We start from the raw sequence: 13350 nt of genomic DNA on the forward strand, positions 1-13350 counted from the left end.
GCCCCTCAGAGCTTGCGGAGCCGGACGCGCTGGACCGCGTGGTCCGGCCCCTTGGTGAGCACGAGCGTCGCGCGGCTGCGGGTCGGCACGATGTTCCGCTCGAGATTCGGGGCGTTGATCGCGTCCCAGATCGCCTCGGCGCGCGTCACGGCCTCGTCGTCCGAGAGCGACGCGTACCGGTGGAAGTACGACTCGGGACGGGCGAACGCGGTCGCCCGCAGCGACAGGAACCGGTCGACGTACCACTGGCGGACGTCCGCGGTGCGGGCGTCGACGTAGATCGAGAAGTCGAAGAAGTCGCTCACGGCGAGGTTGGACACGCCCCCGTCGAGCGACGGGCGGGCCGGCTGCAGCACGTTGAGACCCTCGACGATGAGCACGTCCGGGCGCCGCACCACGACCTCGGCGCCCGGCACGATGTCGTACGTCAGGTGGTCGTACACGGGTGCGCGGACCTCGGCGCGGCCGGCCTTGACCTTGGTCAGGAACCGCACGAGCGCGCGCCGGTCGTAGGACTCCGGGAAGCCCTTGCGGTCCATGAGCCCGCGGCGCTCGAGCTCGGCGTTCGGGTAGAGGAACCCGTCGGTGGTGAGGAGCTCGACGCGCGGGGTCGCGGGCCAGCGCGCCATGAGCTCGCGCAGCAGCCGCGCGGTCGTCGACTTGCCGACCGCCACCGACCCCGCGACGCCGATGACGTACGGCGTGCTGCCGGTGTCCTCGCGCAGGAACGTGCTCGACGCCTCGTGCAGGCCGCGCGTCGCGCCGACGTACAGGTCGAGCAGCCGCGAGAGGGGCCGGTAGACCGCGTCCACCTCGGCGAGGTCGATCGGGTCGCCGAGCCCGCGCAGCCGCGTGACGTCGGCGTCGGTGAGCGGCAGCGGGGTGGACTCGCTCAGCCGTGCCCACGCGGACCGGTCGAGGTCGACGTACGGGGACGACGGCGCGAGGGCGGAGGGGGCCACGAGGAGCCATTCTGCCGGACGGGGCCGTGCCGCCCGGCGCGTCCGACCGGGCCGCGCGCCCGCACGTGCCGGAGATCACCATGAGTCCCACCTGCGCGCCCGTAGACTCGCCCCCATGTGCGGAATCGTGGGATACGTCGGCAGCCAGGATCCGAGCGGCCGTCCGCTCGACGTCGTGCTCGAGGGGCTGCGACGCCTCGAGTACCGGGGCTACGACTCAGCAGGTGTGGCGCTCACGTGCGGGGACGGGACCCTGACGAGCGCGAAGAAGGCGGGCAAGCTCGCGAACCTCGTCGAGGTCCTCGACGCAGAGCCCCTGTGCGAGTCGACCGCCGCGATCGGTCACACCCGCTGGGCCACGCACGGTGCGCCGAACGACGTCAACGCGCACCCGCACGTCGTCGGCAAGCTCGCGCTCATCCACAACGGCATCGTCGAGAACTACGTCGCGCTCAAGGCCGAGCTGCTCGCCGCCGGGGTGGAGTTCCAGTCGGAGACCGACACCGAGGTCGTCGCGCACCTCGTCGCGCGCCAGTACGAGCAGACGCCCGACCTCACCACGGCGCTGACGACGGTCGTCCGCCGCCTGCACGGCACGTTCACCCTCCTCGCGGTGCACGCCGACCTGCCCGACGTGGTCGTCGGCGCACGGCACGACTCCCCGCTCGTGGTGGGTCTCGGCGAGGGCGAGAACTTCCTCGGGTCCGACGTGGCGGCGTTCATCGCGCACACGAAGGAGGCGCTCGAGCTCGGTCAGGACCAGGTCGTGACGATCACGTCGACCTCCGTCGAGGTCACCGACTTCGAGGGCCGCCCCGCGCAGGGCCGCCGCTACACCGTCGACTGGGACGCTGCCGCCGCCGAGAAGGGCGGCTTCGCCTCGTTCATGGACAAGGAGATCCACGACCAGCCGCAGGCCGTCGCGGACACGCTCCTCGGCCGGACCGACCTCCAGGGCCGGCTCGTGCTCGACGACCTGCGCATCGACGAGTCGGTGCTGCGGTCGGTGGACAAGATCATCGTGATCGCGTGCGGCACCGCCGCGTACGCCGGGCACGTCGCCAAGTACGCGATCGAGCACTGGTGCCGCATCCCGGTCGAAGTCGAGCTCGCGCACGAGTTCCGGTACCGCGACCCGGTCGTCAACGAGAAGACCCTCGTCGTGGCGATCTCGCAGTCGGGCGAGACGATGGACACCCTCATGGCGGTCCGGCACGCGCGCGAGCAGGGCGCCAAGGTCGTCGCGATCGTGAACACGCACGGCTCGACGATCCCGCGCGAGTCCGACGCGGTGCTCTACACGCACGCGGGGCCGGAGATCGCGGTCGCGTCGACCAAGGCCTTCCTGTCGCAGATTACGGCGGCATACCTGCTCGGGCTGTACCTCGCGCAGCTGCGCGGCAACAAGTTCCCCGACGAGATCGCGGAGATCTTCGAGGACCTGCGCCAGATGCCCGACAAGATCCAGCAGGTGCTCGACCGTGCCGGCCGGGTCCGCGAGATCGCCCGCTGGATGGCGGACACGTCGTCGGTGCTGTTCCTCGGCCGGCACGTCGGGTTCCCCGTCGCGCTCGAGGGTGCGCTCAAGCTCAAGGAGCTCGCGTACATCCACGCGGAGGGCTTCGCGGCCGGCGAGCTCAAGCACGGTCCGATCGCGCTCATCGAGCCGGGGCAGCCGGTCTTCGTGATCGTGCCGTCGCCGCGCGGGCGGGACTCGCTGCACTCGAAGGTCGTCTCGAACATCCAGGAGATCCGCGCGCGCGGCGCCCGCACGCTCGTTGTCGCCGAGGACGGCGACGAGGACGTGCGGCCGTTCGCCGACGAGGTGTTCTACGTGCCGCAGTCGCCCGTGCTGCTCGCGCCGCTGCTCGCGGTGGTGCCGCTGCAGATCTTCGCGTGCGAGCTCGCGACCGCGCGCGGGCTGGACGTCGACCAGCCGCGCAACCTCGCGAAGTCGGTCACGGTCGAGTGAGCGCGGGCCGCGGGCGGGGGCCGGCGGTCGCTGCCGCCCCGCTCGCGAGCCCCGCGTGGCGGGACCGGCCGGCTCGCCCTGCGCGGGCCGCCCGGTGATCGTCGGCGTCGGGATCGACGTGGTCGACGTCACACGGTTCGTGGCGACGCTCGAGCGTGCCCCCGGCCTGCTCGAGCGGCTGTTCACGCCCGACGAGCGGCACCTGCCGCCCGCGTCGCTCGCCGCCCGGTTCGCCGCCAAGGAGGCGATCGCCAAGTCGCTCGGGGCTCCCGCGGGGATGAGCTGGCAGGACGCCACGGTCCGGCGCGTCCCTGGTCAGCAACCCGTCGTCGAGGTGGTCGGGACGGTCGCGGCACGCGCCGACGAGCTCGGGGTCGCGCGGTTCCACCTGTCGATCTCGCACGACGCGGGCATCGCGTCGGCGGTCGTGGTCGCGGAGCGCGACCCGGTCTGACCTCCGGGCGCGACGGGCCGACGTGCGAGGCCCGGCGCTGACGCCGGGTGGCGGCCCACGCCGGTCCGGGCCCGGTCCCGGCACGACGCGGGCCGCCCTCCCGCAGGAGAGCGGCCCGGCCGGGCGGTGCGGGTCGGCGACGCCGGTCAGCGCAGCGCGGGGACGACCTCGCGCTCGAACAGCTCGATGCCCGAGCGGTCGTAGGCGGCCTCGGCGAAGTACGTGATGGCGTAGGTCATCCCGAGACCCTCGAGCTCGCGGAGCTTGTCGACGATCTGCTCGGGCGTCCCGACGAGCGGGCCGTGCCGCAGCTGCTGGGCGAGCTCCGGAGCCTTGTTCGGGACCGTGAGCGCGTAGTGCTCCTCGGCCCACGCGATGCGGTCGTCCACCTCGGCCTCGGTCGCGCCGATCACGACGTTGTAGTTGGCCGAGCGCGTGATCTCCTCGAACGGCCGCCCGAGGGCGTCGCAGTGCCCGCGCAGGACCTCGGACTTGTGTGCGAACGTCTCGGGCGTCCCGTCGAAGTTCGTGTACTGCGCGTGCTCGGCGGCGATGCGCAGCGTCTTCTGCTCGCCGCCGCCCGCGATCCACAGCGGCGGGCCGTCGGTCTGCAGCGGCAGCGGCGAGAGCTGCGCGCCGTCGACCTGGTAGTGCGTCCCGTCGAGCGTGGCCGTGCCGTTCGTCCAGAGCTGCTTGAAGATCTGCACGCCCTCGTCGAGCATCGCGAGCCGCTCCCCGGCGCGCGGGAACCCGTAGCCGTACGCGCGCCACTCGTGCTCGTACCAGCCGGCGCCGATGCCCATCTCGACGCGGCCGCCGCTGATGACGTCGGCGGTCGCGGCGACCTTCGCGAGGTACGCGGGGTTGCGGTAGGCCATGCACGTGCACATCTGGCCGAGGCGGACCCGGCGGGTGCTCGCCGCGTAGGCGTTGATGAGGCTCCACGCCTCGTGCGTGGCCTCCCCGTTGGGCTCGGGGACGGCGTGGAAGTGGTCGTAGACCCAGATGGACTCCCAGACGTCGCCGGTGTCGGCGTGCTGGGCGAGCCCGTTCATGACGTTCCAGTGGTCGGCCGTGGCGATCCCGGTGAGGTCCTGCCGCCAGCCCTGGGGGATGAAGAGTCCGAAGCGCATGAGACCAGAACCTACCGCCGGGCCCGGCGCGCGCCCGTCGGGCGCCCGTGGTGTCCGCCCCTCGAGAACCCGGTCTGCCGCACCCGCGACCGTGCACCCGCCGCCGTGCACGCGCGACGCGTCCCGCGGTGCGGGGAGCAGCGGCGACCGTCCCGTCGCGGCCCGCCGCGCGGGGGCGCCCTCGACTCCGCCAAGATGGGCCCGTGATCGTCGCCTACACCGCCGCCGACGTCCGCGCCGCCGAGGAGCCGCTGCTCGCCGCGGGCGTGCCGCTGATGGACCGGGCGGCGTTCGCGCTCGCCGGGGTGGCCGTCCGAGAGCTGCGGGCGCGGCGCGGGCGCGTCGCGGGGGGCCGGGTCGTGGTGCTCGCCGGCGGGGGGAACAACGGCGGCGACGCCCTGCACGCCGGCGCGCTGCTCGCACGGCGCGGGGTCGGCGTGCTCGCGGTCGCGACGTCCGAGCGGCTGCACGAGGGCGGTCTCGCGGCGCTCCGGTCGGCCGGCGGCAGCGTCGTGAGCGTCGCCGACGGGGGGCCCGGGCCGCGGGTGTGGCCGGGCGACGCGATCGCGGAGGCGTTCACGGCGGACGTCGTGCTCGACGGCGTGCTCGGCATCGGCGCCCGGGGCGGGCGGAGCGCGGTGCGCGGACCCGGCGCCGAGGTGCTCGCGCTGCTCGGCGAGCTCGTCACGGACGGGCGGGCGGGCGGGCGCGGCGAGGGTCCGTGCGTCGTGGCCGTCGACGTGCCGAGCGGTGTCGGGGTGGACGACGGCGACGTGCCCCGCCCGGGGTCGTCCAACGGGTCCGGGCACGCCCCCGCCGGGGAGCCGGTCGCGGTGCTGCCCGCCGACGTCACCGTGACCTTCGGGGCCCCGAAGCCCGCGCTGCTCGTCCCCCCGGCGTGCGCGGCCGCGGGCCGGGTGGAGGCGGTGGACATCGGCCTCGACCTCGGCGGCGCGCGGCCCGCCGTCGCGCGCCTCGAGCCCCGTGACGCGGCGGCGCTGTGGCCCGCGCCCGGCCGTGCAGCGCACAAGTACACGCGCGGCGTCGTCGGCGTCGTCGCCGGGACCCCCGCGTACCCGGGTGCCGCCGTGCTCACCGTGTCCGCCGCGGTGCACGCCGGGGTGGGCATGGTCCGCTACCTCGGGTCGCCCGGGGTCACCGCGGCCGTCGTCTCGCACCGGCCCGAGGTCGTCGCCGGGGACGGACGCGTCCAGGCGTGGGTGCTGGGCCCCGGCGTCGACCCGACCGACTCGGCGCAGGCCGAGCGGGTGCACGGCGCGCTCGCGGGCGTGCTCGCCCAGGAGCTGCCGGCCGTCGTCGACGCGGGCGCCCTGACCCTGCTGCCCGAGCGCCTCGCCCCGTGGGTCGTGCTGACCCCGCACGCCGGGGAGCTCGCGACGCTGCTGAGCGCGCGCGGCGAGGACGTCGACCGCGCGCAGGTCGAGGCGGAGCCGCTGCGCTGGGCGCGCCGTGCCCGGGAGCTCACGCGGGCGACCGTCCTGCTCAAGGGCGCCACGACGCTCGTCGTCGGTCCGGACGACGCCGTGTACGCGCAGGCCGACGGCCCTTCGTGGCTCGCGACCGCCGGTGCGGGCGACGTCCTCGCCGGCGTGCTCGGCGCGCTGCTCGCCGGCCGGGCGCAGGACCTCGCGGGCGAGCCGTCGCTGGTCGCGGCGCTCGCGGCGTGCGCGGCGCTCGTGCACGGCCGCGCGGCGCACGTCGCGAACCCGGGGGGCCCGGTCGCGGCGCTCGCGGTCGCCGAGGCGCTGCCCCGGACCGTCGCCGAGCTGCTCGCGTCGTGATCCTCACCGACGCGCTCGCGGACCGGGTGCGGGCGCTGCTCGGGCGTGGCGGGCGACAGCTGCTCGGGATCGCGGGCGCACCCGGCGCGGGCAAGTCGACGCTGTCCGCGGAGCTCGCCGCGACGTTCGGCGCGCAGTGCGTCGTCGTCCCGATGGACGGGTTCCACCTCGCGCAGACCGAGCTCGAGCGGCTCGGGTGCGCGGACCGCAAGGGCGCCCCGGACACGTTCGACGCGGCCGGTTACGTCGCGCTGCTGCGCCGGCTGCGCGACGTGCGCGACGACGTCGTGTACGCCCCCGAGTACCGGCGCGACCTGCGCAACGGCGTCGCGGGGGCCATCGCCGTCCCGGCGACCACGCCGCTGGTCGTCACGGAGGGCAACTACCTGCTGCTCGACGACGCGGGGTTCGGGCCGGTGCGCGCGCTGCTCGACGAGGCGTGGTTCGTGGAGCCCGACGACGACGTGCGCCTGAGCCGGCTCGTCGCGCGGCACGAGCGGTTCGGCAAAGACCCCGACGCGGCGCGCGCGTGGGCGCACGGGCCCGACGAGCGCAACGCCCGGCTCGTCGCCGGGACGCGGGGGCGCGCGGACGTGGTCGTCCGGGCCTGACGGGCCACCCCGGACGCGCCGGGCCCGCGCCGGGTGACCGCGTGCGGTCGTCGACCGGTGGGAGACTGGGCGGGTGAGCGACTACCCCGCCCGTGCCGTCGTCGACCTCGCCGCGATCCGCGGGAACGTCCGCGCGCTCGCGCAGCACGCGCCCGGTGCGCAGGTCATGGCCGTGGTCAAGGCCGACGCGTACGGTCACGGCCTGGTCCCGAGCGCACGCGCGGCGCTCGCCGGGGGAGCGACGTGGCTCGGCGCCGCGCAGGCCGCCGAGGCGCTCGAGCTGCGGGCCGCGGGCGTCGGCGGTCGCCTCCTGACGTGGCTGCACGCCCCCGGCGCCCCGTTCGCCGCGCTGCTCGAGGCGGACGTCGACGTCTCGGTCGCCGGCGCGTGGGCCCTCGACGCGGTCGTCGACGCGGCACGACGCACGGGCCGCACCGCGCGCGTGCACCTCAAGGTCGACACCGGGCTGGGCCGCAACGGCCTGACCCCCGCCGACCTGCCGGACGTCCTGGACGCCGCCCTCCGCGCGCAGGCCGAGGGCGCGGTCGAGGTCGTCGGCATCTGGTCGCACCTGGCGTTCGCCGACGAGCCGACGCACCCCACGGTGCTCGCCCAGGCGGAGGTGTTCGCCGACGCGGTGCGCCTCGCGGAGTCCCGTGGCGCCCACCTCGAGGTCCGCCACCTCGCGAACTCCGCGGCGACGCTCACGAGCCCCGCGGTGCACTACGACCTGGTACGCCCCGGCATCGCGGTGTACGGGCTCTCGCCCGTGCCGCAGCTCGGCGGCCCCGCGGACTACGGGCTCGTGCCGGCGATGACGTTCGAGGCCGCGCTCGCGACCGTGAAGACCGTGGGCGCCGGCCAGGGCGTCTCGTACGCGCACGCCTACACGACGTCGACGCGCACGGTGCTCGGCGTCGTCCCGGTCGGGTACGCGGACGGCGTCCCGCGCCACGCGTCGGGCGGCCCCGGGCACCCCGGCGCGCCGGTCCTCGTGCGCGGCCGGCGCGTGCCGATCGCGGGCCGGGTGTGCATGGACCAGGTCGTGCTCGACCTCGGGCCGGGCGCCGGCGAGCAGCCGGGCGACCCCGTCGTGCTGTTCGGCACCGGCGCGGACGGCGGCCCGACCGCCGAGGACTGGGCGCGCTCCGCGGGGACCATCAGCTACGAGATCGTCACGCGCCTCGGTGCGCGCGTGCCCCGCGTGCACGTCGACAGCGAGCAGGCGGGCGACGGCGCTGCGGACGGCGCCACGCCCGCCGCCGCCTCCGGCGCACCGGGCGGGCGGACGACGCCCGGGGCCGGGGACGCGCCACCGCCACCCCCGGTGACCGGCGCTGCGGTGACGGCCGAGCCCGCGCGGGCCGGCCGGTGAGCGGGGCGGGCGAGCAGCGCGTCGTCGTCGAGCTGCCCGACGCCGACGCGACGCGCGCGTACGGCCGGGCGCTCGCGGGGGTGCTGCGGGCGGGCGACCTGGTGATCCTCACGGGCGACCTCGGCGCCGGGAAGACGACGCTCACGCAGGGCATCGGCGCGGGGCTCGGCGTGCGGGGGCAGGTCGCGTCGCCGACGTTCATCATCGCGCGCGTGCACCCGCCGCTGCCCCGTGCGGGTGCGGACGAGGCCGACGGCGGGCGGACGGGGACGGTGACGACGACGGGCACCGCGCTCGTGCACGTCGACGCGTACCGGCTCGGCTCGCTCGACGAGGTCGACGCGCTCGACCTCGACGCGAGCCTCGACGAGTCCGTGACCGTGGTCGAGTGGGGCGAGGGGCTCGTCGAGGCGCTCGCGCAGGACCGGCTCGAGATCGCGCTGCGCCGGCCGCGCGGCGACGCGGCGACCGGCTCGGACGACGACCCCTCCGCGGGCGTGCGCACCGTCACGGTGACGGCCGTGGGGGAGCGCTGGGCAGGCGTCGCGCTGCCGGGGTGACGCCCGCACCGCCCCGGTGACGTGCGCGGCCGTCGCGTCCCTGCGACCCGAGCGCCCGGCCCGCAGCCACCGGGCCGGGGATGGGATGCTGGACCCGTGCCCGTCCTCGCCCTCGACACGTCCAGCTCCGTCGCCGTCGCGCTGACCGACGCGGCCGGCCGCACGCTCGCCGCGCGGTCCGCCCCCGAGCAGCGCCACCACGCCGAGCTCCTCGCCCCGATGATCGACGCCGTCCTCACCGAGGCCGGCGTCGACCGCACCCGGGTCACCGCGGTCGTCGCGGGCACGGGTCCGGCGCCGTACACCGGCCTGCGGGTCGGGCTCGTCACGGCACGGACGCTCGCGCTCGCGCTCGGGATCCCGGTGCACGGGGTGAGCAGCCTCGACGCGCTCGCCGCCGAGGCCGCCGACCGGCTCGGGCTCGCGGCCGGCGACGAGGTGCTCGTCGCGACCGACGCCCGGCGCCGCGAGGTGTACTGGGCGCGCTACCGGGTCACGGCGACCGGCCCGGCGGCTCCCGAGGGCCCCGGCGCGCTCGTCGAGCTCGTCGCCGGACCGTCCGTCGGCAGCGCCGCCTCGGTCGCCGCCGAGGGACGTGCGGACGGTGCGGTCGTCGTCGGACGCGGGGCCCAGCAGTACGCCGCCGAGCTCCCGCCCGCCGCCGACGGGCCTTCGGACCCCGACCCGGCGGTGCTCGCACGCCTGGCCCTCGCCCGGCTCGCCGCCGCACCCGCCGGGACGCTGCTGCCGTCCGAGCCGCTCTACCTGCGCCGGCCCGACGCCGTCCCGCCGGCCGAGCGCAAGCGCGCGCTGGCATGACCGTCGCGCACCCGGGCGTCACCGTCGACCGCCTGGTGGCCGCGGACCTCCCCGTCCTCGCCCGGCTCGAGCGCGAGCTCTTCGGGGCCGGCGCGTGGTCGCTCGTGTCGCTCGCGGACGAGATTGCGGGCGAGGACCGCTGGTACGTGGGCGCGCGCGACGCCCAGGGTGAGGTCGTCGGGTACGCGGGGCTGTGGTTCGACGGCGAGGACGCGCAGGTCATGACCATCGGCACGGCGACGACGCACCAGGGGCAGGGCATCGGGCGCCTGCTGCTCGACGAGCTCGTGGCCCGGGCCCGCGCGCTCGGTGCCGTGCGCGTGCTGCTCGAGGTGCGCGTCGACAACGAGCCCGCGCTCCGTCTCTACGAGCGCGCCGGGTTCGCGCGGCTCGGCCGCCGCCGCGGGTACTACCAGCCCGAGAACGTCGACGCGTGGACGATGGGCCTCGCGCTCGACGCGGTCGCCGTCCCGGACGGTCAGGGCGCGGGCGCGAGCTCGGGCGCGGGCTCGGGTGCGGGTGCGGCCGCGGGCGCGGTTCCGGGTGCGGCCGCCGACGATGCCGACGCCGGGCCCGTCCCCGCCGACGCCGCCCGGTCCGCGGTCCTCGTCACCGCCGCCGCGCTCGCCGCGCTCCTCGCGCGGGACGGCGACGCGCGCCCGGTCGTGCTCGACGTCCGCTGGGCGCTCGGGCGGTCCGACGGCGCCGAGCAGCACCGCGCGGGCCACGTGCCCGGTGCCGTCTACGTCGACCTCGAGACCGAGCTGGCCGCGCCCCCGACGCCGCAGGACGGCCGCCACCCGCTGCCGGACCTCGCGACCCTCGAGGCGGCGGCCCGCCGCTGGGGCGTGCGCGCGACGACGCCGGTCGTCGCCTACGACGCGGTCGGCGGGATGTCCGCCGCGCGCGCGTGGTGGCTGCTGCGCTGGGCGGGCCTCACGGACGTGCGGCTGCTCGACGGCGGGCTCGACGCGTGGGTCGCAGCCGGGGGAGCGCTCGAGCAGGGCGACGTCGTGCCGGAGCCCGGTGACGTCGCGCTCGGGGCGGGGCGTCTGCCGACGGTCGACGCGGACGAGGCCGCCGCGCTCGCGCGCACCGGGACGCTGCTCGACGCCCGGGCTCCCGAGCGCTACCGCGGTGAGGTCGAGCCCGTCGACCCGCGCGCGGGACACGTCCCGGCCGCGGTGAGTGCGCCGACCGCGGGCAACCTCGGCCCCGACGGTCGCTTCCTCGACGCCGACGCGCTGCGCGAGCGCTTCGCGGCCCTCGGTGTGCGGCCGGGCGCGGGCGACGTCGCCGTCTACTGCGGGTCGGGCGTGACCGCGGCGCACGAGGTCGCGGCGCTCGCGTCGATCGGCGTCGAGGCGCGGCTGTACCCGGGTTCGTGGTCGCAGTGGTCGAGCGACCCCGACCGTCCCGCCGCCACCGGGCCCGAGCCGGGCTGACGCGCGGGCCGTTCTCGGGCCGGTCGCCGCAGCGGCGCGACGCGCGGCCGGGCCGACGTGCCTGACGCACGGCCGCCCGCGCAGGAGCGACCCTCCGCGCCGCCTATCCTGGGCGGCATGTCTGGTGGACCGCTCGTGCTGGGGATCGAGACGTCGTGCGACGAGACCGGGGTCGCGCTCGTGCGCGCGCACGCCGACCGCAGCGAGCTCCTCGTCGACGCGGTCGCGAGCTCGATGGACGAGCACGCGCGGTTCGGCGGGATCATCCCGGAGATCGCCTCGCGCGCCCACCTCGAGGCGATGGTGCCGACGATCGAGCGCGCGCTGAGCGAGGCCGGGGTCGCGCTGTCCGACGTCGACGCGGTCGCGGTGACCGCCGGCCCCGGGCTCGTCGGGCCCCTCACCCTCGGGGCGTCCGCGGCGAAGGCGCTCGCGCTCGGGCTCGGCGTCCCGCTCTACGGCGTGAACCACGTGATCGGGCACGCGGCCGTCGACGAGCTCGTCGACGGCCTCTTCCCGGACCGGGTGATGGCGCTCGTCGTCTCGGGCGGGCACTCGAGCCTGCTGCTCGTCGACGACGTCGTCACGGGCGTCACCGAGCTGGGGTCGACGCTCGACGACGCGGCGGGCGAGGCGTTCGACAAGGTCGGCCGCCTGCTCGGGCTCCCGTACCCGGGCGGCCCGCACATCGACCGGCTCGCGCGCGCGGGGGACCCCACGGCGATCCGCTTCCCGCGCGGGCTGACGGCGCCCAAGGACCAGGCGGCGCACGCGTACGACTTCTCGTTCTCGGGGCTCAAGACCGCGGTGGCCCGCTGGGTCGAGGCCCGGCAGGACGCCGGTGAGCCGCTCCCGCTCGAGGACGTCGCGGCGTCGTTCGCGGAGGCCGTCGCGGACGTGCTGACCGCGAAGACGATCGCCGCGTGCCGCCGCCACGACGTCTCGACCCTCGTGGTCGGCGGCGGGTTCTCGGCGAACTCGCAGCTGCGCGAGATGGCCGCGAAGCGCTGCGCCGAGGCCGGTATCGACCTGCGCATCCCGCCGATCCGGTACTGCACCGACAACGGCGCGATGATCGCGGCGCTCGGCGCGGCGGTCGTGCGGCGCGGTCTGCCGCCCTCGTCGCTGGACCTCGCGGTGGACTCCTCGATGCCGCTCACTCAGGTCCTCGTCTGAGCCGGAGCGCACGGAGGACCACCGAGGACCACCGACCGGGGGCGCTTCGACGCGTCAGGCCGCCGACGCCGTGCGGCGCGGCAGGAGCCGCCAGAGCCGCGAGCCGAGCGCGAACCCGACGGCCGCGAGCCCACCGACGACGAGAACGCCCTGCAGCGTGAGGCTCGTGCCGAGCGAGAGCTCGTCGCCGGTCGCGGTGACGGTCGTCGGCGCGCCGAGGTACTCGAGCGTCACCGTCCCGCCGCCCTGGGCGAGCAGGGTGTCCGCCGCCCCGCCCCAGTAGGCGAGCAGGCAGAGCCAGGCGCCGAGGAGCACGAGGCCCAGGACGAGCCCGCCGTCCCAGTACCGCGGTCGTTCGCGGCCGAGCTCGGCGTGGTAGCCGGCCGCGAGGCGGCGGGGCGAGCCGAGGTCGCGCAGCGCCTGCTCCATGCCGGTGTCCGCCGCGGCGGCGTCGATCTCGGCGACGAGCGACCGGGCGATCCGGCGGTAGTCCTTCGGCGGGTAGTCCTGCATCGCGAGCTCGAAGCGCAGGCGGAACCAGTCGCGGCGGAGGCGGTCGCGCAGACCAGGCCGGTCGGGGGCGGTGGTGGCGGTGGTCATGAGGACTCCTTGCTGCGCACCGGCGCGCCGGGCAGGGCCCGGGTCAGCACGGCGTCGACGGTGGCGACGAGCTCGCGCCACGCCGCCACGGCGTCGTCGCGCTGCGTGGCGCCGGTGGGCGTGGGGACGTAGTACTTGCGGGCGGGGCCGGCCGACGAGGCGACGAGCCGCGAGGCGATGAGGCCGTCGCGTTCGAGGCGGGTCAGCACGGGGTAGACGGTCCCGGTGGTGATGTCGGTGAGGCCGTCGGTCTGGAGGCGGGTCACGAGCTCGTACCCGTACGACTCGTGCTCGGTGAGGAGCGTCAGGACGAGGATCGGCAGCACCCCCTTGAGGAGCTGCGGGTCGCGCGGAGCGGTCGGCACGGACCCAGGCTATACCTGCTAGTGGGCATAACCAAGTAGTGAGTCGTGCCAGTGACCCGACGTGGCCCGCCGTGGC

Annotated in this window: 12 protein-coding genes and 2 pseudogenes; 10 read left to right on the forward strand and 4 right to left on the reverse strand. The window is 76.4% G+C overall.

Features of this window, described 5'->3' with window-relative positions; all coding sequences use genetic code 11:
- Positions 1-5: 5 nt before the first annotated feature.
- Positions 6-962: a type I pantothenate kinase gene (coaA, locus tag NXY84_RS05435; protein WP_258726107.1), complete on the reverse strand. Its 957-nt coding sequence runs from the start codon at positions 960-962 to the stop codon at positions 6-8.
- 115 nt (positions 963-1077) lie between these two features.
- On the opposite strand from coaA, the gene glmS reads away from it, so the two are divergent.
- Both glmS and NXY84_RS05445 read left to right on the forward strand, forming a co-directional pair.
- Positions 1078-2934 carry a glutamine--fructose-6-phosphate transaminase (isomerizing) gene (gene glmS / locus NXY84_RS05440; RefSeq protein ID WP_258726108.1) on the forward strand — a complete coding sequence of 619 codons (1857 nt, stop codon included), beginning with the start codon at positions 1078-1080 and terminating at the stop codon, positions 2932-2934.
- 94 nt (positions 2935-3028) lie between these two features.
- The gene (locus NXY84_RS05445; RefSeq protein ID WP_258727123.1) at positions 3029-3388 is read left to right on the forward strand and encodes a holo-ACP synthase; all 360 of its coding nucleotides are present in this window, start codon (positions 3029-3031) and stop codon (positions 3386-3388) included.
- Positions 3389-3534: 146 nt separating this feature from the next.
- Here NXY84_RS05445 and NXY84_RS05450 read toward each other — a convergent pair whose 3' ends face one another.
- Positions 3535-4521: an LLM class F420-dependent oxidoreductase gene (locus tag NXY84_RS05450; RefSeq protein ID WP_258726109.1), complete on the reverse strand. Its 987-nt coding sequence runs from the start codon at positions 4519-4521 to the stop codon at positions 3535-3537.
- A 203-nt stretch (positions 4522-4724) separates the two neighbouring features.
- On the opposite strand from NXY84_RS05450, the gene NXY84_RS05455 reads away from it, so the two are divergent.
- The 8 genes and pseudogenes from NXY84_RS05455 to tsaD all read left to right on the forward strand — a co-directional run bounded on the left by NXY84_RS05455 (position 4725) and on the right by tsaD (position 12309).
- Positions 4725-6323 (forward strand): bifunctional ADP-dependent NAD(P)H-hydrate dehydratase/NAD(P)H-hydrate epimerase, encoded by a 1599-nt coding sequence (locus NXY84_RS05455; protein ID WP_258726110.1) that lies wholly within the window; start codon positions 4725-4727, stop codon positions 6321-6323.
- A complete protein-coding gene (locus NXY84_RS05460) occupies positions 6320-6934 on the forward strand; it encodes a nucleoside/nucleotide kinase family protein (protein ID WP_258726111.1) in 615 nt (204 codons plus the stop codon). Before NXY84_RS05455 ends, NXY84_RS05460 begins: the two co-directional genes overlap by 4 nt.
- 73 nt (positions 6935-7007) lie before the next feature.
- Positions 7008-8309, forward strand: coding sequence for an alanine racemase (gene alr, locus NXY84_RS05465; RefSeq protein WP_258726112.1), 1302 nt, complete (start codon positions 7008-7010; stop codon positions 8307-8309).
- Positions 8306-8869 (forward strand): tRNA (adenosine(37)-N6)-threonylcarbamoyltransferase complex ATPase subunit type 1 TsaE, encoded by a 564-nt coding sequence (tsaE, locus tag NXY84_RS05470; protein WP_258726113.1) that lies wholly within the window; start codon positions 8306-8308, stop codon positions 8867-8869. Before alr ends, tsaE begins: the two co-directional genes overlap by 4 nt.
- A gap of 96 nt (positions 8870-8965) precedes the next feature.
- Complete coding sequence (gene tsaB / locus NXY84_RS05475) at positions 8966-9688, forward strand: tRNA (adenosine(37)-N6)-threonylcarbamoyltransferase complex dimerization subunit type 1 TsaB (RefSeq protein ID WP_258726114.1); 723 nt, start codon at positions 8966-8968, stop codon at positions 9686-9688.
- Positions 9685-10119: pseudogene (rimI, locus tag NXY84_RS05480) on the forward strand (ribosomal protein S18-alanine N-acetyltransferase); the annotation flags it as partial. The gene tsaB and the pseudogene rimI, both read left to right, overlap by 4 nt.
- A 153-nt stretch (positions 10120-10272) precedes the next feature.
- A pseudogene (locus NXY84_RS05485) lies at positions 10273-11133 on the forward strand (sulfurtransferase); the annotation flags it as partial.
- 117 nt (positions 11134-11250) lie between these two features.
- Positions 11251-12309 (forward strand): tRNA (adenosine(37)-N6)-threonylcarbamoyltransferase complex transferase subunit TsaD, encoded by a 1059-nt coding sequence (tsaD, locus tag NXY84_RS05490; protein WP_258726115.1) that lies wholly within the window; start codon positions 11251-11253, stop codon positions 12307-12309.
- A 54-nt stretch (positions 12310-12363) separates the two neighbouring features.
- On the opposite strand, the gene NXY84_RS05495 is transcribed toward tsaD, so the two are convergent.
- Both NXY84_RS05495 and NXY84_RS05500 read right to left on the reverse strand, forming a co-directional pair.
- On the reverse strand, positions 12364-12909 hold the full coding sequence (locus NXY84_RS05495; protein ID WP_258726116.1) for a hypothetical protein: 546 nt from the start codon (positions 12907-12909) through the stop codon (positions 12364-12366).
- Positions 12906-13274 (reverse strand): PadR family transcriptional regulator, encoded by a 369-nt coding sequence (locus NXY84_RS05500; RefSeq protein ID WP_258726117.1) that lies wholly within the window; start codon positions 13272-13274, stop codon positions 12906-12908. The genes NXY84_RS05495 and NXY84_RS05500 overlap by 4 nt, the downstream gene beginning before the upstream one ends.
- Between the last annotated feature and the right edge of the window lie 76 nt (positions 13275-13350).

The organism is Cellulomonas sp. NS3, assembly GCF_024757985.1.
Lineage (GTDB): Bacteria > Actinomycetota > Actinomycetes > Actinomycetales > Cellulomonadaceae > Cellulomonas_A.